This window comes from Candidatus Poriferisodalis sp. (assembly GCF_965214215.1).
Lineage (GTDB): Bacteria > Actinomycetota > Acidimicrobiia > Acidimicrobiales > Poriferisodalaceae > Poriferisodalis.
In genome coordinates, this window is the sequence record NZ_CBDCBD010000003.1 from 1,148,950 (window position 1) to 1,172,545 (window position 23,596).

Here is a 23,596-nt window from a genome sequence, read left to right on the forward strand (position 1 = left end):
ACTTGCCCGCTCGCCTAAAGCGCAGGTCACCCGATGAAAGTCCGTCCGAGCGTCAAGAAGATCTGCGACAAGTGCCGCGTTATCCGCCGTCATGGGCGGATTCGGGTGATCTGCCCGAACCCGCGGCACAAGCAGCGGCAAGGCTAAGACAGGAGTCCCGAATCGATGGCCCGAATCGCTGGCGTCGACATACCGCGTGAGAAGCGCGTGGAGATCGCGCTCACCTACATCTATGGCATCGGCCGCTCGGCCAGCCAGCAGATCTGCGAAGACCTGAACATCGCCGAGCGAACCCGCGTGCGCGACCTGACCGATGCTGAGGTGGCTCGGATCCGCAACCACATCGATGCGAGTTTGACCGTCGAGGGCGACCTGCGGCGTGACATCGCCCAAGACGTCAAGCGGAAGATCGAGATCGGCTGCTACCAGGGAGTCCGCCACCGCCGGGGACTGCCGGTGCGGGGTCAGCGAACACATACGAACGCACGCACTCGCAAGGGTCCGCGCAAGACGGTGGCGGGCAAGAAGAAGGTGCGAAAGTGACGAGGTACGCGGCGCGAGCCCGTCAGCAGCATGAGAGTGGACACACGAGGAGCGGGCGGAAGTGAATCAGCAGCAGCCCCGGCGCGGGCGGCGCAAGGAGCGCAAGAACGTCGGCGACGGCGTCGCGCACATCAAGAGCTCGTTCAACAACACGATCATCACGTTCACAGACTTGGGCGGCAACGTGGTCTCGTGGGCGTCGGCCGGCAACGCCGGCTTCAAGGGCTCCCGCAAGTCAACGCCGTTCGCTGCACAACAGGCCGCTGAGCAAGCGGCTGAGCGCGCCATGGAGCACGGCGTGCGGCGAGTGCATGTTCACGTGAAGGGTCCCGGCTCCGGCCGCGAGACCGCGATCCGCTCCATCCAGAACTCCGGCATCGAGATCAAGGGCATCCGCGACATGACGCCGGTGCCCCACAACGGCTGCCGTCCGCCGAAGCGCCGGAGGGTCTGAGATGTCTCGCTACACGGGTCCCAAGGCGCGCGTCTCTCGGCGGCTCAACACCAACATCTGGGGCACCGAGGGCGAGACGAAGGCGCTCGACCGGCGTCCGTATCCGCCTGGTGAGCACGGGCGGGGAAGACGCCGCAGCCAGAACTCCGAGTTCTTGATGCAGCTGCAGGAGAAGCAGAAGTGCCGCTTCACCTACGGGATGACGGAGCGGCAATTCCGCAATACCTACGAAGAGGCCGCCCGCCAGCGCGGCGTCACCGGTGAGAACCTGCTGCGGCTGCTCGAGCTGCGGCTCGACAACATCGTGTACCGGGCCGGCTGGGCGGCGACCCGTCCGCAGGCTCGCCAATTCGTGAACCACGGTCACATCGACGTCAACGGTCGGCGGGTGAACATTCCCAGCTACCGGGCGCGTGCTGATGACGTAGTCGAGTTGCGGACGAAAGCCCGCGACATCGTCACGATCCGCTGGAACCTCGACGTGCTTGACCGCACCCCACCAGCGTGGCTGGAAGCGAGCGACGGTAGCCAACGTGTCACCGTGCGCGAGCTGCCGATCCGATCCCAGATCGAGATCCCGGTGCGCGAGCAACTCATCGTCGAGCTCTACAGCAAATAACCCTGCAACATCCGCCGCCCACGAAGAGGTGAACGTGTCAGTTTCCGACACCTTGGTCATGCACCGACCGACGATCGACATCCTCGGCGAGCCCGAGGGCAATCGCCAGCGCTTCGCGATTGGCCCGCTGGAGCCCGGATTCGGGCACACGCTGGGCAACTCGCTGCGCCGCACACTGTTGTCGTCGATTCCCGGCGCCGCAGTCACTCAGGTCCGGTTCGATGATGCGCTGCATGAGTTCACGACCATCGAGGGCGTCGTCGAGGACGTCACCGACATCATCCTGAATCTCAAGGATGTGGTGCTTCGCAGCCACAGCGACGAGCCCGTGGCGGTGCGTCTCGATGAGCGAGGCGTGGGTCCGGTACTGGCGGGCCACGTCGATTGGGGCATCGATGTCGACTGCCTGACGCCAGACCTGCACATCGCGACGCTCGCTGAGGGCGCCCGGTTGGCGATGGACCTCACCGTCGAGCGCGGCTGGGGCTATACCGCGCCAGAGAGCGAGCGCACCGCCAGCACGATCGGCGTGATCCTCATGGACGCTCTGTTCAGCCCCGTGCGTCGTGTGGCGGTGGAGGTCGAACCGGTTCGTGTCGAGCAGTCCACCGACTTCGACCGGCTGGTGCTCGACATCGAGACCGATGGAGCGATGACTCCACGCGAGGCGCTCGCGTCGGCAGGTGACACCCTGTGCCGACTCATGCTCATGATCGCCGAACTCTCAGAGGACCGCTTGGGTCTCGATATCGCTGAGGTAGCGGCTGTCGGAGGCCAGACCAGCGATCTGGAACGCCCGATCGAAGACTTGGGTCTGTCCGAGCGTGCTCGCAACTGCCTCAAGCGTGCGCAGTTCAACACCATCGGCGAGCTGCTCGATCAATCGGTCGACGAACTGATGACCGTCCCGAACTTCGGCCAGAAATCGCTGGACGAGGTCATCGAGAAGCTCGACGAGCGAGGTCTGGCATTGCGTGGCATGAGCCCCTCGCCCGAGGCCGAGGCCGAGCCGGCCACCCCAGCGGCGGTCAGCTGAGCATGCCCACGCCCACGAAGGGTCGACGCCTAGGCGGAAGCGCCAGCCACCAGCGTTCCATGCTGGCCAACTTGGCGGCGTCGCTGTTCGCGGCTGAGGCCATCGAGACCACCGAAGCCAAGGCCAAGGCACTGCGGCCCTACGCCGAGAAGCTCATCACCAAGGCCCGCAAGGGAGGCTTGGCACGGCACCGCCAGATTGTCGCCAGCCTCAACGGCGACCAGGAGATGGCCCAGAAGCTCATCGACGAGATCGGCCCGCGCTACGAGGGACGCCCGGGCGGCTACACGCGCATCTTGAAGCTCGGCCCGCGCCGGGGCGACAACGCACCGATGGCGCTCATCGAGTTGGTCTAGACCTCCACGGACGTGGCCCAAGTTCGCTGATGGACACTGCACCGCTGAGCGCCGATGTGCTCGAGGAATTACGTCAGTTCGACACCCCGACGGTCTGCAATGCACTCGAGATCGTCGCGCCACAGCGCCGTGCGTACGGCTACACCACCTCGCCGCTGGTCTGTCCCGATCCGGACACCGTCATGGTCGGCTACGCCCGCACCGCCACGATCCGGGCGAACGCTCCCTCGGGTCGATCCGGCGCCGACGACCTCGCAGTGCGCGTGGGCTACTACCGGCACATGGCCGCAGGCCCACAGCCCACCATCACGGTGATCGAAGACATCGATGCCTCCCCGGGCTATGGCGCCTGGTGGGGCGAGGTGAACAGCAGCATCCACGCCGGGCTGGGCTCGCTCGGGGTCATCACCAACGGCTCCATACGAGACTTGGGAGAGTGGGCACCGGGCTTCGGCGCTCTCGCGGGCTCGATCGGCCCGTCCCACGCGTGGGTTCATGTCGTCGAATACGACGTGACGGTGACCGTCCATGGCATGACGGTCCGCCCTGGCGACCTCATTCATGCGGATCGTCACGGCGCGGTTGTCGTGCCTGCCGACGTGGCTGTCGATATTCCTGGCGCGGCTGCCAAGATCGCCGCCGCTGAGCGCATCCTGATCGACGCCGCCCGCAGCCCCGACTTCTCGATTGACCGGTTGACGGCACTGCTCGACCCCAAGGGCGACCACTAGTCCTGGGCGGCGGCGCGATGCGGCAAGGCATCTCGCCGCTTGTCTCCCGCTCGAGTTCGCAGCGCTCACGAGACGCTGGGACACCTGCTGCGCAGTTCCGCAGGTTGCCTGCTATCGAGCGATAGCTGCCTCGCGCTGCAGAGCGCTGCGGGCTTCGGCATAGCGCTCGGCAAGTCGCTGCCCGACTCGGCCGATCCGTTCGATCATTTTCATGAGCCGATCACGGGCTGCCTCGGCAATGCTCGACAGCTCTGTCAGCGCCGGCAGGTTCCAGTCGCGCAATACGACCGGCTGCAGGATCTGGTCGTGGTGGATGGCCAAGTCGTAGATCCCGGCTTCGGCGATGATGCGCGAGTGGGTATCGAAGTCGGTGATGCCCAGCCCAGGCATCGCGAAGTCCTTGACCTGGTTGGCGATGGCGACCACCGCGCTTGAGGGGTCAATTTCTACCGCAGCGCTCATGACGTCGCGGTAGAAGAGGAAATGCAGGTTCTCATCGAAGGCGACCCGCCGCATGATGGCCTTGCCGGCGGGGTCGTCGATGTGGCGCCCGGTGTTGAAGTGAGCGATGCGGGTGGCTAGCTCCTGCAGCGTCACGTAGGCGAGGCCTTCCAGCAAGCTCGGAGGCTGGGGCACCTGCCCGCACTGCACTTGTGCCATGCGCGCCCGTTCCAACGCCACCGGGTCGAGCGCGCGGGTGACGGAGAGGTAGTCGTAGATGACCCGTCCGTGCCGCCCCTCCTCCGCTGTCCAGCGGCGGACCCACTCGCCCCACGCGCCCTCGCGGCCGAAGAGCCGCTCGCTGTCGCGGAAGTAGTACGGCAGGTTTTCTTCGGTGAGCACGTTGACGAACAGGGCGCTGCGAGCCTCGGGAGTGAGATTCGCCTCTTCGGGCGACCACTCATAGTCAGGCGCGAAGTCCTTGCCCCGGCTCCACGGCACAAGCGCGTGGGGATGCCATTCCTTCGTCTGCCGAAGGTGTCGCTCTAGTAGCTGCCCTACGGTCGGCTCGAGATCGGCGAGCGTCCGGGCATCGGCCGCTACCGGCATCGGGAATCGCCAATCACCATTCGCGACAAAGCCTAACGACCGAGCCGCCGGGTGAATGCCGGACGCCGCGACTTGCTCTTCGCAGTGCAGTCGATCGGGCCTCCGCCCAGCCGGTCACTCGTGCCTGCGTGTGTTCAGCGGGAGAACCCACACGAGCGGATGTCGTGCCGCCGGTCGATGGTCCAACCAGCGGTGGGTGACGCGAATGGTCGTCGCCTGCTGCTGTACGGTTGCGGCCCGTGCCTGGCGACCGGTGCCGTGCGGACCTGCTGCGGGTGGTGGTCTCACTGATGCGCAGCTCTGTGCTGTCCCGCCTGTATGGCTGAACCTCGCCGCAGTGCAGCAGCGGCGCTCGGGAGCATGCCCGCCGAGATTGCATGGCTCGACCGCGACCTGGCGTCTCAGGAGCAAGTGCGCCGTCTGCTCGATATGTCCGAGGAGCCGCGCGCGCTCGATTCGTTGGGTCTGGGCGCGATCCGAGATGCGTTGGCCGATGAGATTGCGCCGGGGGTCTCCACTGCGCAAAGCAGGCTGCGCTACTTCGTGCTCATACCGTGGCTGTTCGAGCAGGTCGCTGCGGCGTCAAGCCGCAAGCCATACACCCGACGCCTGCGCGATGGCGAAGTCGAGCTGATCGAGCGCTTGAGCCGCCTCGGTCCGCGGCAGGGCGTCATCGGGCTGCAATCGCGCAGCGACCTGAAGGTGATGCCCAGCACGCTGTACTGGACCGGCTTGCGGACCTGGGAGATCGCGCGGTTCGACGGGTCCGTCCGTCAGGCGATAGAGCGGGCCGGCAGTGCGCGGGTGCGTCGTGTTGAGACCGACGCCGACGGGCATCGTGTCGAAGCAGGTCTGGACCTGTGGTGCGAGCTGCTGCCCGTGCCGGACGGATTCCTGAAGCGCCCCGAGCACTTGTCTCTGTCGATCCCCGAGGCCGAGTGGCTGGTGGACAGACTGCGGGCCGCTGCTGCGACGCGTGATTCCGTGCTGCGGCACGCTGCGGACTACGCCGACCGAGCCCGCACGGTCGGCGAGGCGGAGAGGGTCCGCGATTGGGCCACGCCGTGGGACCTGCCTGGCGACTTTCCCATCGGCAGGCTGAATAACAGGAACCGTGAGGCGCTGCACCACGCTCGATGCGTGTCCGAGGTGACCGAAGGTCCCCGGATTCTCTACAACGTCATGCTTGCTGAGTGTGCCAGCCAAACTTCTGGCGGCGAGGACACCTCGGGCGAGGAGACGTCCGGCGAGGACAGCGCCGACGAGGCGCAATCGAAACTTGAATGCTGGAACGGCAGGCTTGGCGAATGGGCTGAACGAGTCAGCCAGCCGGCGACGGCCAAGAGGCTGGAACAGTGGCATCGCAGCCTCAACCGCTCCGATCCGGCCGAGGGCTTCTGGGCCTGCCTTCGCGGATTGCGAGGGCGTGAGGCCAGTCCCGACCTGTCTCGATTCGTGAATGACATGGCCACCCAAGTCGTGAAGTCCCCCGCCAACTTCGACAACGAGGCCATCCGGGCGTGCATCAGGCAGCGCGAGTGTTCACTGAAGGGAAACCGGGCTCGATTGGGTAGCACTTACGGGCCTTTGAAAGCCTGGATCGCTCGGGGCATGCCGTTCACCGGCGGCGCCTTCGACTATCGCTGGGCCCAAGTCGTCGGATACCTGGGTGATCTTGCCGCCGCCGGGCGGGGCGGCTGGGATTCCGATGCCTCAGGCCCGCCCGGCAACGAGCTGCAAGGCGACGGCAGTGCCGTGCCGAAGGCGGATGCTGACCGAAGCCGACCGCGAAGGCGCCGATGACGCTGCAACCTGACGATCGGATGCTGCTGGCCGAGGCATTGGCACCGCCGGACGGCACCGAATTTGACGCTGCCATGGCAGTCACCTACAGCTTGGACCTGCGGGCATTGCTGGCCGTGCCGATGGCACTCAGCCACAGCGACCTCGCAGGCGCCGCCGCTGATGCTGTGGATGTTGCCGTTGCAGCAGTCCCCGAAACGGCTTCGTCAAACGGCGATGCCGTTTCGGCCGTCTCGCAGGGGCCGGCTGCGAATGCGCCGCGCGGGGCCAGGAGCGAGGCGGAGCGGACGCCCGTGGCGTTGCTGGCGGCGTTGAAGCGCTGTGCCGGCCGGCTTACCGTCATGGCCCAAGGCGGCCACATCTCCGCGCCGCCCACTGCTCGGCGCATCTTCAGCTTCCTCGAAGACAGTGTGATCGAGGTGAACGCCCCACGCGGCGGCGTCGTCCATGCAAAGGCGTGGGTACTGCGCTACCGCATGGCCGGCGACGGTCCCGCGAGCTCCGGCGGGTCGCATCTGCGGGTGCTGCTGAGCAGCCGGAATCTGACCTACGACCGCAACTGGGACACCATCATCCGGCTCGATGCGTTCCTCGACGCCGCGCATCGGTCGCGTGCCTCGGATCCGAAGTCGATTTGGCTGGACGGACTTGCAGACCTGTTCGAGGGTCTGCTGCGGGTGCGGGCGCCCGGCGACGGAACCGGGCCGCCTGATCGCCTTGCGCGGCACCGCGAGCGTGTCGCCTCGCTTTGCACCGATCTGCGCGATGCCGAGTTCGCACGTCCGGACGGCTTCGATGGGGCTCGCTTGCACGTCCTGGGCCTCGATGCAGAACCCCCCAGCAACGGCGGTGCGCCGTTCGATCGGCCCTTTCCCGACGATTCGACGCGGTCGCTCGTGATATCGCCGTTCGTTCGAGCGGGATTCTTCTCGAACGTGCTGCCCCGCTGCAACGCCGAATTGGTTGCCCGAGCGTCGGAACTGCAACATCTGGACGTTTGTGCTTTGCGTTCGCAGGGCCATGTCGGCGCGGTCGCGATGTTCGACGCGGGTGCCCAAGGCGAGTCCGACGAGGCGGCCAGCGAGTGGCGTGATGAGACAACCGCTCCAGCCGACGAGGCAGCCGGCGCCGTTGGACCGAGGCATCCAGCACCTTCATTGAGCGACCTGCACGCCAAGCTCTACGCATTCGACCGGCCGCGGGGACGGTCGTCGCTGTTCATCGGTTCCGCGAACGCAACGAATTCGGCGTTTCGACGCAATGTCGAGATGCTGCTGCAACTGGACGGACCCACTCGCAAAGTAGGCATCGATGCGCTGACGGGCGCGCCCGACGCGTCACTGCGCAGGTTTTTCGTGCCGTACGAACCCGCCGAGCCCGAACCGGGGCCACCGCCCGGTGTGGATGTGGACCGAGTCGTCCGTCATCTCGCTGCGACGCTCGGGCTCACCGGCTCGATCAGCATGGCGGACGGCCGCGCGACGTTGCGCATCCGATCCGAAGGACCCGTGTCGCTCCGCGACGGGCTGCGGGGTGCCAGCAGTTCGGGCGAGGAGCAAGAGACGGGTGGCGACTCCGAGGATGCTGGCGATGTTGGCAATGTCGACGATGCAGCAGGCTGGTCGATCTCGATTCGGCCACTGAGTCCTGTCCCGTCTCGACCAGTGCCGATCGGCGCTCCGCTGGACCTTGCCTTCGAAATCGCGCTTGGCGATGTGAGCACATGGTGTCTGGTGGAGATCACCTCGCCCGATGGCGCGTCGGTGTCACGGCTGCTGCAGATCGAGATGGTCGATGTGCCAGTTGATTTCGAGAACGCTCGTGACACCGAGATCATGCGCAGACTGGTCGGCAACGGAGACCGGCTCATGGAGTATCTCGTCGAGTTGATGCGATCCAGTCGGCAACCGATCCAGTCCGAGAGGCCCGACCGTCCAGTCGAGCCCGTGCAGCCGCGAAGTCCCACAGGCCGCGACGGTGCTACCGATGCCACGCGTCGTCTGGCGCCGGCACCGGCGACGCCGATGCTCGAAGCCATGCTGCGCACAGGGCGCACCGATCCCGGACGCCTGCTGTCGCTGCTGCCCTTGGTCGAATCGTTCACTGGCGCAGCGCCGGGACAACCCGTGAGCACGGGGCTGCCCGAACGCTTCACCGCGGTTTGGCGAACCGTGTTGCTTGCCCTCAGTGACGAGTTCGAGGACGCTGACGCAGACGGCCCGAAGCCACCTGGGTACATCGGCGCAGGCAGTGGGCCCCGCAATCACCGTCGTTCAGCGAGGAAGCGGGAATGAGCGGCGGCAGCATCGTGAATGTCGAGGCGGAACTGAGCAAGCTGCGCGAGTTTCAGCGACGCACTGCTGAGCACGCATTTCGCCGCATGTTCGAGGACAACGACTACACGTCGCGCTTCCTCGTTGCCGACGAGGTGGGTCTGGGCAAGACCTACGTCGCCAAGGGCGTTGTTGCTCAGGTGCTCGACAAGCTCGGCAGCATTTGCGACGAGCGGCATGACATCGTCTACATCTGCTCCAACGCAGCCATCGCCCGCCAGAACATTCGCAAGCTGGTGCCCGCCGATGTCGCTACACCGAAACCGATCGACCGACTGTCGATGCTGCTGCACCCCAACTATCAACCCGAGACCGGCGGCGAAGCCGAGGTCAACCCGGTCAACCTCGTGGCTCTGACCCCGGCCACTTCATTCAAGATGGGCAACCGTTCGGGACGCCTCGAGGAACGGATCTTGGCCGCTGCGCTGCTCTCGGCAGAATGGAAGTCGGCACCCCTCGCAAGCGCCGCCGTGCGGCGGATCTTCTGGTACCCCAGCAGGCGCCCCGATTCCGAGCTCACCTGTCGCGCCAATACGTTGCTCGAAAAGCTGAATTGCCAGCGGGGGCGTGCGGTCCGCCGATCGTTTCGAGAGCAGCTGAAGCACACCAACGCACAGCGCAAGAGCCGCGGCAAGCCGTCGCTCAAGGTGGAGTTCAATCGCCTCGCCAAGCAAGTCCCCAGCCGGCGCACTGGCAAGTGGACCTCCGGGGCAAGAGAAAGTCGCCTCGACTTCATGCGCGAAGTGCGGCACATCATGGCGCGGACGGGCATCTCGCTGCTGAATCCCGATTTGGTGATCCTGGACGAGTTCCAGCGATTCAAGGACTTGCTGAACCCCGACGAAGATCACCGGACGGAGGTGACTGAACACGCGCAGGCATTCTTCGGCCACCGTGACCCCGGCAAAGAAGCGAAGTACCAGCAGGTGCGCTGCCTGCTGCTGTCTGCTACGCCGTACAAGTCGTACTCCGCAGCCGGTGAGCCCGATGACCATTACGCAGACTTTGTGGAGACCTGCAGGTTCCTCTTCGAAAATGAGGACACGACTGGAGCGGTCAAGCAGCTGCTCGCTGACCTGCGCGGTTCGCTGCGTGATATCGGCGATGCAGCTCGGCTACACCATCGCGACGCTCAGCAGCCCGACGGTCGCCAAGCGCTGGAATCCGCTCTCGAACTGGCTCAGCAGCAGTGCGAGGCGTTGTCGGCGCGCTTGCGCAAGGTCATGTCGCGGACTGAGCGCTTGGCGGCGACGCCTGATCGTTCAGGGATGCTCGCCGAGTGCAAGGCTGCGACCGATTTGGCGCCTGATGACGTGCGGGCCTACGTGCAGATCGGTGCGGTTGCCGATGAATTGCGGCTGAATGCCAAGCCGACGGCCGCGGGGCAAGGGGCGCAGCGGATCACCGATCCGATGGAGTTCTGGAAGTCGAGTCCCTATGCGCTCAACTTCATGGGCCACGACGACTATGTCATCAAACGAGCGTTCCGAGATCAAGCCACGAACGGCGATTTGGCCCGGTTCGATCCGCACGGCGTGGGCATGCTCGACTGGGAAGGTGTCGACGGCTACGGCGCGGTCGACCCTCGCAATCCGCGGCTGCGCTGGCTCCTTGACGATCTCGATGGCCGCAATGCGTTCGATGTGCTGTGGATACCGCCGTCGCTCCCGTATTACCGGGCCGAAACTGCCTACGACACGGTCGTCGGCTCGACTGGTGTCGTCGGCGGCACTGCCGATGAAGCCGCCGAGAACGGGTCGGGGCTGACGAAACGGCTCATCTTCTCGGGATGGCGGGTCGTGCCCCGTGCGGTGTCGAGCCTGGTGAGCTATGAAGCCGAGCGTCGCTCCATCGGCGCGGTACGCGGCGGTGCAGCAGGCGATACCGACGCCAGCGCGGTCGCCGACGATGGGGCGGTGAAGTACACCTCCCCACGTCACCGCCATGGCGGCGGCAATTTGGCGCTGAGCCCACGAAGCACGTCGGCGGGCACGAGCGATTCGGCCGACGCGGCCACGGAGCGCGACACCCACGCCGGGATGATGAGCTCGCTGCAGTTCATGCTTCCATCTCCCGTGCTCGCTGAACTGGGCGATCCCCGCAACGCAAGCAGAGACCATGCCCCCGGTCCGCTGCGACCGCTAGCGGACTTGCGTGCACAGGTCGCGCAGCGGATCGCGAAGGAGTTGCGGACGCTGCTCGATGCCGAAGAGCGCGCTGCGCTGGACGAGTCACTGGCGAGAGCGATTGATCCGTCTCGCGTCGGCAAGGACTCAACGGCACCGCGCCGTGGCGACCAGCAGTGGTACTGGCTGACGCCGCTGCTGCTGGATGCGGCCAGATCGCCTGACCGCTTCGGTCCTTGGTTCTGGTGTTCCGCTGCTGACCTCGGCGACACGACAGCCGCCGAGTCCGAGCGCGGCTCGCGACGCGGCGGCGCCGGCCTCAGCCAGCGAGACATCGTGGATGAGCACGTCGATCGAGCGTGGAGTCTGCTTATTGCCGAAATTCGTCGCCGCGACGATGCTGGCCTTGGACGCTACGGCCCAGATGAGCGCGGTTCCTCGCTGACGGGCCGTCTGCGGGACGAATTGCGCGCAGCCGGCGTCGACGAGTCGGAACTGGCGGAGTGGTTCGATGCAGCACCCCGCGCGACTGGCAGCACTGTCCAGCTTGGCAGGATTCCTGGCGATCTGATCGATGTCCTGACCGACGTCGCTGTCGGCGGCCCGGCGGTGTGCGCGCTGCGCTCGCTCGCCGCGGTGCTGGGCACCCCTTCGCAGACTTCGGATTCGGCCAGTGTCTCGTTGACCGACCCGGCCTTTCTGGCAGCGGCGGCGCACGTCGGCAATGCGTTCCGGCACTTGTTCAACAGGCCAGAGGCAGCGGCGTTGGTCACTCGTTCGGCGCAGCCCGGTGCGCCGGTGTTCGGCTCGCCTGAATTGCCCTACTGGCGCAAGGCGATTACGCACTGTGTCGGCGGCAATCTCGGCGCTCTGCTGGACGAGCACGTCCATATGCTGCGCGACTGGCTCACACTCCCTGCACCCAAGCCGGTGCCAGCAAGGGGCCGTGATTCCGACACCGACGGGCGTTGCGACATCCGAGCTGTCCGCGAGGTCTCCCAGAAGCTCGGTGAGGCACTTCGGGTGCGAACATCGACGATCAAGATCGACACGCCCGTCCGACGATCCGACGGCCGGGTCGTGGTCAGCGATGACGACGAGAGTCCTCGTGGGCGCGCCAAGAAGGCCACCCACTCCATGCGGCACCGATTCGCGGTCGCCTACGGCGCGCAACAGAGTGATGACGGCGAGCAGCGAGACGAACATGTCTCGACGGCGTTCAACTCCCCGTTCTGGCCGTTCGTGCTCACCTCGACCTCGGTCGGCCAAGAGGGGCTCGACTTCCACCTGTGGTGTCACGCGGTCGTCCACTGGAACCTGCCCTCCAACCCCGTCGATCTCGAGCAGCGCGAAGGCCGAGTGCATCGCTACAAGAATCACGCGGTGCGACGGAATCTGGCCGCAGCGCTGGGCGCCCAGGCATTGCGCAATTCTGGGGCCGGCGAAGATCTCTGGGAGACGCTGTTCGAGCTCGGTCGCAGCGGAGATGACGAGATGGTGCCCTGCTGGGTGTATCCGGGCACCGAGGCTGCAGCGTCAGGACCCAGCGTTGCTCGGACGGTTCAAGCAGAACCCGTCGGGGTCACCGCGGACGGCGGCACCCCGGCCGCGGCGAGCATCGCGGATGGACAAGCCAATGGTGCGCCGGTCGCACGCATCGAGCGCTGGGTGCCGATGCTGCCGCTCAGCCGCGAGGAGACCCAACTCGCTCGGCTCCGCCAGACCCTCGGTGCGTACCGACTCGCCATCGGCCAACCCCGCCAGTCGGAGTTGCTGGACTATCTGAGCCGCAGCGGTGTCTTGGACGACGAATCCGACACATGGCTTGCCAGCGAACTCGCCAAGATTCGCATCAATCTGACCCCACCTGAATCAGCGAGAAGCGCGAGTTAGAGGCCTGCAGCGTCGCCGTCGGTACTGGCTCGCCGACTAGGTCTCGGCGCGCAGGGCGGCTGCGTAGTTGGCTGAGGCGAATTCCCAGTTGAGCAAGTGCTCGACGTAGGCGTCGATGTAGGCGGCGCGGGCGTTCTGGTAGTCGAGGTAGTAGGCGTGCTCCCACACGTCGATCACCAGCAGTGGCACCTGCTGTGCTGGTGTCGGGGCTGCGCTGGTGCCGGCGATCGGGGTGCTGGCGTCATCGGTCTGAACGATGCGAAGCGCGCCGGGCCCGGTGCCGGCCGCGGCCGTGTCGAATACCAGCCAGCCCCAACCCGAGGCGAAATTGCCCATCGCCCCTGCTGCGAATTCGCTGCAGAACGCGTCCAGGCTGCCGAAGCTCGCCACGAGCGCAGTCGCGAGGTCGCCGTCTGGTTCGCCACCGCCATCCGGCGACATCGAGCGCCAATAGAAGTCGTGATTCCACGCCTGCGCTGCGGCGTTGAAGAGCTTTCTGTTGTGGCCGCCGGGTGCCAACGAGCGTACGAGCGCTTCCAGCGACACATCGGCGTGCGGGGTGCCGGCCGTCAGATCGTTCACTGCGGTGACATAGGCGGCGTGGTGCTTGCCGTAGTGAAAGCTGATCGTGCGCTCGCTGATGTGCGGCGCCAATGCATCAGCTGCGTAGGGAAGGTCTGGAAGGTGAATCGTCATGCGAGCATCACGTGATCTCCGGCCCGGGCGAGTATGCCACCGCCCATAGCGAATTCCCCGTCAGGGTGACCAAGGCATCGTCCGGAACGTCGGTATGGTGCGCGGCGTGCAGCTGGTGGGTATCTACGACGCAGACGGCACGCTCGCCGGTGAGCTGCGGTACGCCCTCGGCAAGCTCACGGGTCGCAGCAGCTGTGCCCTGTGCAACATCACCCACGGCTGGAACCCGATGGGCTCGCGCCGGTGGAGACAGGCATGCGCGGCGTCATCGGTCGAGCTCGAGCTCGTGCATCGCGACGACGCAACCCCCGAGCAACTGGGTGCTGCCACGGCGCTGCCGAGCATCGTCGGCTCCCATGGCCACGGTTGGGAAGAAGCCCTCACCGCTGCCGAGATAGCGACGTTCAAGGGCGACCCGGAGGGCTTGCTGGCGCGCCTTGCCGCATGGTGAGCCGCCGCCCCGGTTGAATCAGTTCGCGTTGTCTCAGTCGGGTCCGGCGCGAGTACCGTCGGCTGCCGCATGCTGGCAGCCGAGTCGCAGCACTCCGGCCCAACGTTTCGGGCCGCACCCCGAAGGGTTCACCCACACGTCCGAAAGGCGATTCCGTCGATGAATTCAACCTCTTGGCGCAGGATCATTGCACTGTTCTTCGCGGCTGCGCTCTTGGCGGCAGCCTGCGCACCCGACTCACCCGACGCAGTCCCCGAGGCCGACGAGCCCGACGAGGAAATGGCTGAGGTTCACGAAGAGGAACCCGAGTCTTCCGCCGAACCGGAAAAGCTCTCCGCGGTCGAAGACGAACCCGATGAGCCCCAGGCCCCAGCCGAAGAACAAGAGACTGTCGCCGAGCCGGCGCCAGAGCCGATCGGCGAGCCCGCCGACCTTGGCGCCTTCAACGACTACCAGCCCGGCGACCCCGATGCGACGCCGCTGCCGGTCGACTCAGATGTGCTGATCGGCGAACTCCCCAGCGGCCTCACCTACTACCTGCGCTCGAACGACTCGCCGGGCGACTCGGTCATCATGCATCTGGTCGTCAATGCGGGCGCCGTGCTCGACCCCGACGGATCCGAAGGCGCAGCCCATTTCCTCGAACACATGATGTTCAACGGAACCGAGCAATTCTCCAAGAACGAACTCCTCCAAGTGCTCCGTGACTTCGGCACCGATTTCGGTCCTGACGTGAACGCGTACACCAGCCCCGACGAGACCGTCTACATCTTGGACTTCAAGCTCGACCACCCGGGCGCACTCGGCCTCGGACTCACCGTGCTGTCCCAATGGGCCTCAGCGGCCACGCTCCTGCCCGCCGATGTCGACGCAGAACGCGGCATCGTGCTCGACGAGTACCGCCTGCGCGATGAATCGGCGTCAGGACGGATCGGGAATTTCATCGACGCGATCTATTACTCGGGCACCGTCTATGAGGGCATGCTCATCGGCGGCAGCGAAGAATCCAACTCGTCGATGACAGCTGAGACCCTGCGCGAGTTCTACGACACCTGGTATCGCCCCGACAACATGGCCGTGGTGGTGGTGGGAGACATGCCCGTCGCGGACATGGAGACGCTGCTGCTGCACCACTTCGAAGACGTGACGGCACGCACGCCAGCGGCTCCGCCGCAGCCCGACCGATCCGCATTCATTGCGGACTTCGTGGATGAGCCGGTGACCGATGCGGTCACCCATCCCGATCACGGCCCGATCTATATCTCGCTGGACTGGCAGCTGCCGGCGTGGCCTGCGGGGACTGTCGGGGGCGAGCGGCTGCGACTCATGGAGGACCTGATCGCACGGATGCTCGACATCCGACTGGATGCCTCCTTCCAGGCCGGTCAGCTGTCCCAGGCCACCGAGCCCCACTTCGGCGCGTTCGCGGCGGGCCGCGGGCTGCGCCTGTACGGCACCAACTATCAGGGTCCCGATCTCAACCAGGCAACCACCGACTACATCTCTGTGGTCCACGGTGCGGCGCACTATGGCTTCACCCAAGCTGAGTTCGACCAAGCCGCGAGCGCATTGCGCACCGCGCTCGAATTCCAGCTCGAGAGCGATGAGACCCGACAAGACGGGGATTACTCGTTCGCCTATGCAGCGCATTTCCTGAGCGGCGCAGACATCTCTTCGACAGAGGATCGGGTGGATCGGGTCACTGCGCTGCTCGACAGCTACACAGCCGACGAAATGACCGCTCACCTGCGCTGGCTGCTCGACAAGGCACCGCCGCTGGTGGTGTCGATCGGGCCCGACCCGTCCGATGTGCCGACCGCTGCGGAACTCCGAGCCGCCGTGGACGCCGCTGCACCGCTCGCACCGCCGGAGGCGCAGGAGTCGATCGATGCGCTGATGTCGCCGCCGGACCCGGCCGCGCCGGCCGCCGAGCGTTCTGTCGACCTGTTCGACGATGCGTACGAATGGGAGTTCCCCAACGGCGCCACGGTGGTCTTCGCGCCGTCCGACATTGCCGCCGGCGAGGTGAACGTCGTGGCGGAAAGCCTCGGCGGCTGGTCGGCACTGTCGGCTGGCGACTCGGCGCTGGTGCGTCATGCAGTAGGAGCTGTCGCATCCAGCGGCGTCGGAAATGCCACGGCGACACAGCTGGACGAATACTTGGCCACCACGACGGCGCGGGTCACCCCGTTCATTGCACAGCACTCCGAGGGCTTCTCGGGCGCGGCCGGATCCGACGACCTCGAAGCCCTCTTTGCGCTGATGCATCTGTATGTCACGGCGCCCCGCATCACCGAGGTGGCGGTCAACGAGCAGATCCAGGCGATGCAAACCCGTCTGGCAAACGCCGAGACGTTCCCGCAATGGATCTCCGAGCTGGAGCTGATCGACGCGCTGTACCAGGACAGTCCGTGGTACGAGTTCGTTGCCACCTCCGAGCAGATCGATGCCACGACCGCGGAATCGCTGCTCGGCCTCTACCAAGCGCGACTGAGCGATGTTGACGACTTGGTGGTGGTCGTCGTCGGTGACATCGACCGGGCGGCCGTGGCCGATTTGGCGACGCGTTACATCGGCACGTTGCCGACCGGCGAGGACGACACATTCGTGGATCACAACCCAGGCTTCCCGGCGGGGATTCGGCGGATCACGATCCCGGTCGAAGCCGATTCGGGCTCAACGGGCCTCGAAATCGTGTTCGGGGCGGAGACTGCGCTGTCCACGAGGGCGCGCGTGCTCGCAGATGTGGCGTCAGCGGTGATCGATGATCTGCTTGTCGGACAGGTACGAGAGGAGCTCGGCGACACCTACTCGGTGTACTCGTCGGTCGCTCCTGAGGATGCGACGGACAGGTGGACCGCACGGATCAGCGCGACCGGGCCGTCCGATGGCCTGACGACAAGCCACGCGGCGATCCTGAAGATCCTCACTGAACTCATAGAGAACGGCCCGACCGAGACGGACCTGCAGCAGGCGATCGCGGTGACTCGGGACAACTACGTGCTGGAGTCCAATTCTTCGATCATCAACCCGCTGCTGCGACGCCGTCATGGCGACGACGACGTTGCGACTCCCACCCAGCGTCGGGCGGTGCTCGCAGAGATCACCGTCGCCGATGTGCGGGACCACGTTGCGCTGTTGTTCAACCTCGACAACCGCATCGAGGTCTTCCGCTCAGCCGAATAGCCAAGGGGCTGAGCCGGCAGGCGAAGCCGCGGCCTGAGCGGCCCGTGAGCCCAATCGCATGATGATGGGGAACAAGAGCGGGAAACAACTGGTGCGACAGCGGGAAGGCCCGCCTACCTGCGTGGCTTCGAGGACACACCGCTGGGGTAACGGACCGCGACGAGCGTCAGCCCGTGCGGCGGCGCGATCGGCGCGGCTGCGTCGCGCCGGCGCGCTGCCATCACCGCAGGCACATCGCCGGCGGAGCGGTCGCCGCGTCCCACCGCCACGCACTGGCCCACGATGGCCCGCACCATCTGGTGACAGAAGGCATTGGCCTCGATCTCGAAGAGCAGTCGCCTGTCCTGCGCCGACCAGCGGGCCGCCGACACGGTCCGCACCAGCGAAGCGTCGGGACGATCCTTCGGCCTCCGGCAGAACGAGGCGAAATCGTGCTCGCCGACGAAGTGCCTCGCTGCCGCATTCATCCAGTCAACTTCGAGCGGCACAGCAACATGCCACTCGAAGTCGCCGTAGCGGGGATCGGGATGGGCGGCGTTGCGGACTCGGTACTCGTAGGCACGGGACATAGCCGAGTGACGAGCATCGAAGCCGTCGTCAGCGAGTGACGCCGCGGTCACCGCGATCTCGGGTTGCAACATCCGGGTCAGTGACGTCGCCAACTTGTCCAGCCCGTCAAGACCGGCCCGCCGGTCGGCTCTGTGGGATCTGCCGTCCGGCTGACTGCCGTTGCCCCGGCCTGCAGTGATGCGCCCCAATCCGTCCGGGCCGAGCCGAAACGACACCACCTGACCCGTTGCGTGAACGCCGGCATCGGTGCGGCCGGCCACAGTGAGCACCGGTGCTTCGCCCAAGATGCGCTCCAGCGCAGCGCTCAGTTCGCCGGCAACCGTGCGTACGCCTGCATTTGCCGCGAAGCCGCGAAAACCCGTGCCGCGGTACGACAGATCCAGCCGGACTGTTCGGTGCCCGTTCCCCCGGCGGGCCTCATGCTCGTTCACCGCTGGCACGGTAACTTCGCTGGGAGCGGCACGGGTACAGGCAGACGCCGGCTCGGCCGCGTCGGCAAGATCACAGGGGGACGGGGTACATGCTCGATACGAGGATTGCGGGCGGCACGATCATCGATGGCACCGGGGCGCCACGCGTCCAGGGAGACATCGGCATCGCGGAGGGGCGCATCGTGGCCGTGGGCGACGATGCGGTGCGCGCGGCAGGAGCCGCCAAGCGAACCATTGATGCCTCCGACATGGTGGTTTCGCCCGGCTTCGTCGACATCCACACGCACTTCGATGCGCAGGTCTTTTGGGACACCACGCTGTCGCCGTCGCCGCTGCACGGAGTGACCACCGTCATTGGCGGCAACTGCGGATTCACGATCGCCCCGCTGGAACCGGACCACGGCGACTACCTGATGCGGATGCTGGCCCGGGTGGAGGGCATGCCGCTCGCATCGCTGCAGCAAGGCGTCCCCTGGGACTGGCGCAGCTTCGGCGAGTACCTCGATTCCATCGACGGCACGCTCATGCCGAACGCCGGATTCCTCGTCGGTCACAGCGCATTGCGACGCGTGGTGATGGGGGAGCGATCGGTGGGCCACGAAGCCACGCCCGACGAACTCGACGCCATGAAGCGCATGCTGGCCGACAGCATCGCCGCAGGCGGGCTGGGCTTCAGCTCGTCATGGGCCAAGACCCACAACGACGCAGACGGCGAGATGGTGCCGTCGCGTTACGCCTCGACCAACGAGCTCGTCGAGCTGTGCTCGGTGCTGCGCACCAGCCCGGCAGTGGCGCTGGAGTTCATCCCGAGCATCGAACGATTCGACACTGACGTGTACCAACTGCTGGCTGACATGTCGGTGGCGGCCGACCGTCCGCTCAACTGGAACGTGATCTTCGCCAACGGCCGGCATCGAGACGCCATCGCCCAGAAGCTCGAAGCCAGCGATTTCGCCGCCCGCCAGGGCGGGCGAGTCGTCGCGCTCACGGCCCCGATGCCCGCCGTCAGCCGCCTGTGCTTCGAGAGCGGTTTCCTGCTCGACACCCTGCACGGCTGGGCCGAGCCGATGGCGCTGCCGCATGAGGAGAAGATGCAACTGATGGCTGACCCGCAGCGTCGAGCCGAGCTGAACGATCTCGCGCAGCAGCCCAGTGCGTTCCGCGGCGTCGCCCGCTGGGAGCGTCTCACGGTCGGGGAGGTGACCAAGCCCGAGCTGACGCAGTTCGAAGGTCGCACGATCGGTGAGATCGCCGACACCCAAGGCATCACTCCGTGGGACGCGCTGTGCGACTTGGTCGTTGCGGACGATCTCAAAACCGGCCTCTACCCTCGAGCCGCCGGGGACGATGACGACAGCTGGGAGCTTCGCAAGGAGCTGTGGACTGACGACCGCTGCGTGATCGGAGCGTCGGACGCCGGTGCACACCTCGACTTCCTGGCGACCTTCAACTATTCGACGTACCTGCTGGCAGCAGCCCGCGATCGCGGCATGCTCGAGCTGGAGGACGCCGTGCACAAGCTGACTGACGTGCCTGCCCGGCTGTACGGCCTGGCAGGCCGGGGCAGGTTGGCCCCCGGCTGGCACGCGGATGTCGTCGTGTTCGATCCAAACGAGGTAGCGCCGCGCTCGATCGAAGTGCGCGAGGACCTGCCGGGAGGTGCCTGGAGGCTCTATGGCGAGGCCGATGGCATCGACACAGTGCTCATCAACGGCCAAGTCGCGGTGAGCGGCGGCGAGTTCACCGATGCCCGCCCCGGCACCCTGCTGCGGGCAGGCCGAGACACGGTGCCTGTCACGGCAACCGGTTGAGGATCCGAGCGCCAACTGCATCGCTGCCCCGCAGCGTCGTGACCGCTGCCCGGTAGCCTTGCCGGGTCCGATCCTTGGTGCCGATGTGCGGCACAGGAGCGGACGAGAAACCACCCCAAGCGGAGTTCCAGCGTGCGCACCTACGCCCCCAAAGCCTCGGAGATCGAACGAGCGTGGTTCGTTGTCGATGCCGAGGGCATGGTGCTGGGTCGCATGGCAACTGAGGTCGCCAGGATCCTGCGCGGCAAGCACAAGCCGACCTTCGCCCCCTACATCGACTGCGGTGACCACGTCGTCGTGGTGAACGCCGACAAGGTGGTGCTCACCGGCGACAAGGCGACGCAGAAGCTCGTGCACCGCCACTCGGGTTACCCCGGCGGACTGCACACTGAGAAGTACGGCGATCTGCTGGCTCGTCGTCCGGCCGATGCCGTGCGGCGGACCATCCGCGGCATGCTGCCGCACAATCGCTTGGGCCGGGCCCAGCTGCGCAAGCTCAAGGTGTACGCCGGTCCAGACCATCCCCATGCCGCCCAGCAGCCCCAAGCGCTGCCGCTGCCCGCCGCCATGGCGAGCTAGGGCCGACGCTCTCCACGCCACATTCGCAAGCCGACCCGAAGGACCCCGATTTCGTGCCCGTTCCGCTGACGCAGACCACTGGCCGCCGCAAGCGCGCCGTCGCCCGGGTGAGATTCCTGCCCGGCAGCGGCAACATCTTGGTGAATGGACGCCCGTTCGACGAGTACTTCACCTCGTCGGTGCACCGTATGGAGATCACCGAGCCGCTGCGTCTCACCGAGTCTGTCGAGGCCTATGACGTTTCCGCCACCGTGGACGGCGGCGGCGTGGCAGGACAAGCCGGCGCTCTGCGCTTGGGCATCGCCCGGTCGCTGCTGGTGCTCGATCCGGAGATGCGGCCGACGCTGAAGTCCGCCGGGATGCTCCATCGCGACGACCGCAAGAAGGAATCCAAGAAGTACGGCCTCAAGAAGGCCCGCAAGGCGCCCCAGTACTCCAAGCGCTAGAGGCCCGTCCGGTCCGGTTGCCCGGCCCCGGCAATCCAGCGCCCAGATGCGGACTCGGCAACGAAGCGTGAACGGACTCAGTTTCGGCACCGATGGCATGAGAGGGTCGGCATTCGCTGAGCTTGACGAGGTCGTCGCGCATGCGCTGGGACAAGCGGCGAACCGGGTATTGACGGGCGGCGCGGCATGCGTCGGCAGCGCCTGCTGGGCCGTGGGCCGCGACACACGCGAGTCGAGTCCGGCGCTGGCGCGCGCCTTGGCTGCGGGTCTGCGAGCGGCCGGCGCTGAAGTCATCGACCTCGGCGTCGTACCCACACCGGTCGTCGCGTTCGCAGCCGGGCACCTCGGCACCGCCGGCGCGATGGTCTCGGCATCCCACAATCCATGGCACGACAACGGCGTCAAACTGTTCGCTACGGGAGGCATCAAACTCAGCGATGCGGCGCAGGCCGCAGTCTCGCAATGCCTCGCCGACGTGGGACTGACCCACGGCGATCGGCCGTCGGCAGCCGACGTCTTACGCCGAGGAGAAGCCGACTCCACAGCAGAACGCGCTGCACCGGCCGATGAGTCGGCTCGGGTGCTGGACGCCTATGAGGCTTCGCTTGCCGACGCCATCGACCAACGCACGCTCGACGGTTTGCATTTGGTGGTGGACGGAGCAAACGGAGCGAGCGCATCGCTTGCGCCCGAGGTGCTTCGACGCTTGGGCGCACAGGTCACAGCGCTGTCGTGTGATCCCGACGGCCGCAACATCAACGACGGCTGTGGTTCGGTGAGCCCGGGATCGCTCCAAGCGGCCGTAGTCGAGGTGGGAGCGGATGTCGGACTGGCCTTTGACGGCGATGGCGACCGATTGATCGCTGTGGACAGCGGCGGACAGGTCATCGACGGTGATCGCCAGATGGCACTGTTCGCTGTCGACCTGCATGAGCGTGGCCTGCTCGCCGACAACACGCTGGTCGTGACGGTGATGTCGAACCTGGGGCTGCACCGCGCGATGGCCGAGGCGGGCATCGCGGTGGTACAGACCGCTGTGGGAGACCGTGCGGTGCTCGAAGCGCTGGACGCAGGCGGTCACAGCCTCGGCGGCGAGCAGTCTGGCCATGTCGTGTTCGGTCGCGAGGCCACTACGGGTGACGGGCTGCGCAGCGCAGTCCACCTGGCTGATCTCGTCGCCCGACGAGCCGCTGGGTCTGGTGGCTCGGCACTTTCGAGCGCCGCGCTTGCAGCTCAGGCGATGCAGGCAGCTCCGCAGGTGCTTCGAAATGTGCCAGCCGGATCTGGGCTGCTCACCGATGAGATCCAGCGGGCGATTGATGAGATCGCAGCAGAGGCAGGTACCGATGTGCGGGTGCTGGTACGCGCGAGCGGCACGGAGCCGGTCATCCGGGTCATGGTCGAAGCCTCCACCGAGCGCGACGCGGCGATTCTCGCCGACCGTCTGATCGAGGTGGTAAGCGCGGCCGGTGCCGGGTAATCACTTTGCGCGGCTGACGCCGCCGTGTCCTGCTGAGACGGCCTGTGCCGCGCAGGATCAGGTGTAGACGTTCAGGAACGCCTCGTTGAGCCGGCGGTCGACGTAGAACACGCCCTTGCCGAGTTGCTCGGCATCCCAGGTCCGACGGGGATTGTCGGGGAAGTAGATGTACCCACCCGAGAACACTTCGTTTCGGTTGCCCGACGGATCCCAGAAGTAGATCGTCTGGCCGCGGGTAATGCCGTGCCGGGTCGGGCCGATGTCGACGGGGATGTCGTAGCGGCTCATCACGTCGCCTGCGTGCGCGACGTCGTTCCAGCTCTCCAAAAAGAACGACACATGATGGAAGATGCCCGGTTCGTCGTTGTGAACGAACGCCACGTCGTGGGCCTTGCTGGCACACGTCAGGAACGGCGCGATGTATGAGCCGTCGGGAGCGATCACCACCTCGGACAGCTCGAAGCCCAGCACCTCAGTGAACAATTCGACGGTCTCCGCGATATTCGGCCCGTACAGCAGGCAGTGGTCCATGCGTGTGGCCCGCATGCCTCGGGGCTCTTCGTCCCAGACGTCAGGGTTGTGCAGCGGCGGCGTCTTGTCGGCCGTCTCCATCTCCGAATAGAGGTGGATGGTGTGACCCGCCGGGATGGTGAAGCTGACGACTCGACCGAGCGTGGGCTGTGAACCCGGCTCGAGGTGGTCGACCTGCACGCCATGGTCGTAGAGCTTGTCGGTGAGTTCGGTCAGGTCGTCGTCGTTGCGCACCTTGAAGCCCATGAAGTCCATGCCGGGCTCATCGGCGGGCCGCAGGACGATGCTGTGGTGATCGAACTCGTCGTACGCCTTGAGGTAGACACGCCCGTCATCGCCGGTTGCGACAACCGACAGACCGACGCGATCGCGGTAGTGGACGATGGAGGCTTCCACGTCGGTGCAGCGGATCTGGACGTACCCGGCTCGCATGACTCCAGTTATGGCCATGGTCATTCCCCCTTTTGTGAG

General features: G+C 66.1%; 19 protein-coding genes and 1 pseudogene. 16 read left to right on the top strand and 4 right to left on the bottom strand.

What is annotated here, in order from left to right; all coding sequences use genetic code 11:
* Window positions 1-33: 33 nt before the first annotated feature.
* From rpmJ to ACOOF5_RS07620, 7 genes and pseudogenes are all read left to right on the top strand, one after another.
* Window positions 34-147 carry a 50S ribosomal protein L36 gene (gene rpmJ / locus ACOOF5_RS07590; RefSeq protein ID WP_419837562.1) on the top strand — a complete coding sequence of 38 codons (114 nt, stop codon included), beginning with the start codon at window positions 34-36 and terminating at the stop codon, window positions 145-147.
* 18 nt (window positions 148-165) lie between these two features.
* Complete coding sequence (gene rpsM / locus ACOOF5_RS07595; protein ID WP_420437901.1) at window positions 166-543, top strand: 30S ribosomal protein S13; 378 nt, start codon at window positions 166-168, stop codon at window positions 541-543.
* A gap of 61 nt (window positions 544-604) precedes the next feature.
* Window positions 605-997, top strand: a complete 393-nt coding sequence (gene rpsK, locus ACOOF5_RS07600) for a 30S ribosomal protein S11 (protein ID WP_420437902.1) — start codon at window positions 605-607, stop codon at window positions 995-997.
* A gap of 1 nt (window position 998) precedes the next feature.
* Window positions 999-1,616 carry a 30S ribosomal protein S4 gene (gene rpsD / locus ACOOF5_RS07605; RefSeq protein WP_420437903.1) on the top strand — a complete coding sequence of 206 codons (618 nt, stop codon included), beginning with the start codon at window positions 999-1,001 and terminating at the stop codon, window positions 1,614-1,616.
* Between the two features lie 34 nt (window positions 1,617-1,650).
* Window positions 1,651-2,652 (top strand): DNA-directed RNA polymerase subunit alpha, encoded by a 1,002-nt coding sequence (locus ACOOF5_RS07610; protein ID WP_420437904.1) that lies wholly within the window; start codon window positions 1,651-1,653, stop codon window positions 2,650-2,652.
* A gap of 2 nt (window positions 2,653-2,654) precedes the next feature.
* A pseudogene (gene rplQ / locus ACOOF5_RS07615) lies at window positions 2,655-3,005 on the top strand (50S ribosomal protein L17); the annotation flags it as partial.
* A gap of 32 nt (window positions 3,006-3,037) precedes the next feature.
* The gene (locus tag ACOOF5_RS07620) at window positions 3,038-3,739 is read left to right on the top strand and encodes an RraA family protein (protein WP_420437905.1); all 702 of its coding nucleotides are present in this window, start codon (window positions 3,038-3,040) and stop codon (window positions 3,737-3,739) included.
* A gap of 111 nt (window positions 3,740-3,850) precedes the next feature.
* Here ACOOF5_RS07620 and ACOOF5_RS07625 read toward each other — a convergent pair whose 3' ends face one another.
* Complete coding sequence (locus ACOOF5_RS07625; protein ID WP_420437906.1) at window positions 3,851-4,789, bottom strand: acyl-ACP desaturase; 939 nt, start codon at window positions 4,787-4,789, stop codon at window positions 3,851-3,853.
* 318 nt (window positions 4,790-5,107) lie between these two features.
* Here ACOOF5_RS07625 and ACOOF5_RS07630 point away from each other — a divergent pair, with 318 nt between their 5' ends.
* Genes ACOOF5_RS07630 through ACOOF5_RS07640 form a run of 3 tightly spaced genes read left to right on the top strand, consistent with a single transcriptional unit; the run spans window position 5,108 to window position 12,944 of the window.
* Window positions 5,108-6,592 carry a DUF6361 family protein gene (locus tag ACOOF5_RS07630; protein WP_420437907.1) on the top strand — a complete coding sequence of 495 codons (1,485 nt, stop codon included), beginning with the start codon at window positions 5,108-5,110 and terminating at the stop codon, window positions 6,590-6,592.
* A complete protein-coding gene (locus ACOOF5_RS07635) occupies window positions 6,589-8,886 on the top strand; it encodes a hypothetical protein (protein ID WP_420437908.1) in 2,298 nt (765 codons plus the stop codon). The genes ACOOF5_RS07630 and ACOOF5_RS07635 overlap by 4 nt, the downstream gene beginning before the upstream one ends.
* Entirely contained in the window at window positions 8,883-12,944 is a 4,062-nt protein-coding gene (locus ACOOF5_RS07640) for a C-terminal helicase domain-containing protein (RefSeq protein ID WP_420437909.1), read from the top strand. The genes ACOOF5_RS07635 and ACOOF5_RS07640 overlap by 4 nt, the downstream gene beginning before the upstream one ends.
* Window positions 12,945-12,980: 36 nt before the next feature.
* Here ACOOF5_RS07640 and ACOOF5_RS07645 read toward each other — a convergent pair whose 3' ends face one another.
* A complete protein-coding gene (locus ACOOF5_RS07645) occupies window positions 12,981-13,640 on the bottom strand; it encodes a superoxide dismutase (protein ID WP_420437910.1) in 660 nt (219 codons plus the stop codon).
* 106 nt (window positions 13,641-13,746) lie between these two features.
* On the opposite strand from ACOOF5_RS07645, the gene ACOOF5_RS07650 reads away from it, so the two are divergent.
* Window positions 13,747-14,091 carry a hypothetical protein gene (locus ACOOF5_RS07650; protein WP_420437911.1) on the top strand — a complete coding sequence of 115 codons (345 nt, stop codon included), beginning with the start codon at window positions 13,747-13,749 and terminating at the stop codon, window positions 14,089-14,091.
* 159 nt (window positions 14,092-14,250) lie between these two features.
* The gene (locus tag ACOOF5_RS07655) at window positions 14,251-17,277 is read left to right on the top strand and encodes a M16 family metallopeptidase (protein WP_420437912.1); all 3,027 of its coding nucleotides are present in this window, start codon (window positions 14,251-14,253) and stop codon (window positions 17,275-17,277) included.
* A 113-nt stretch (window positions 17,278-17,390) separates the two neighbouring features.
* Here ACOOF5_RS07655 and truA read toward each other — a convergent pair whose 3' ends face one another.
* Complete coding sequence (gene truA, locus ACOOF5_RS07660) at window positions 17,391-18,278, bottom strand: tRNA pseudouridine(38-40) synthase TruA (protein WP_420437913.1); 888 nt, start codon at window positions 18,276-18,278, stop codon at window positions 17,391-17,393.
* A gap of 89 nt (window positions 18,279-18,367) precedes the next feature.
* On the opposite strand from truA, the gene ACOOF5_RS07665 reads away from it, so the two are divergent.
* The 4 genes from ACOOF5_RS07665 to ACOOF5_RS07680 all read left to right on the top strand — a co-directional run bounded on the left by ACOOF5_RS07665 (window position 18,368) and on the right by ACOOF5_RS07680 (window position 22,594).
* Entirely contained in the window at window positions 18,368-20,089 is a 1,722-nt protein-coding gene (locus tag ACOOF5_RS07665) for an N-acyl-D-amino-acid deacylase family protein (protein ID WP_420437914.1), read from the top strand.
* Between the two features lie 132 nt (window positions 20,090-20,221).
* Entirely contained in the window at window positions 20,222-20,668 is a 447-nt protein-coding gene (gene rplM, locus ACOOF5_RS07670; protein WP_420437915.1) for a 50S ribosomal protein L13, read from the top strand.
* A 53-nt stretch (window positions 20,669-20,721) separates the two neighbouring features.
* A complete protein-coding gene (gene rpsI, locus ACOOF5_RS07675; protein WP_420437916.1) occupies window positions 20,722-21,114 on the top strand; it encodes a 30S ribosomal protein S9 in 393 nt (130 codons plus the stop codon).
* 67 nt (window positions 21,115-21,181) lie between these two features.
* Window positions 21,182-22,594, top strand: a complete 1,413-nt coding sequence (locus ACOOF5_RS07680; protein ID WP_420437917.1) for a phosphoglucosamine mutase — start codon at window positions 21,182-21,184, stop codon at window positions 22,592-22,594.
* A gap of 57 nt (window positions 22,595-22,651) precedes the next feature.
* Here ACOOF5_RS07680 and ACOOF5_RS07685 read toward each other — a convergent pair whose 3' ends face one another.
* Entirely contained in the window at window positions 22,652-23,575 is a 924-nt protein-coding gene (locus ACOOF5_RS07685) for a catechol 2,3-dioxygenase (protein ID WP_420437918.1), read from the bottom strand.
* Between the last annotated feature and the right edge of the window lie 21 nt (window positions 23,576-23,596).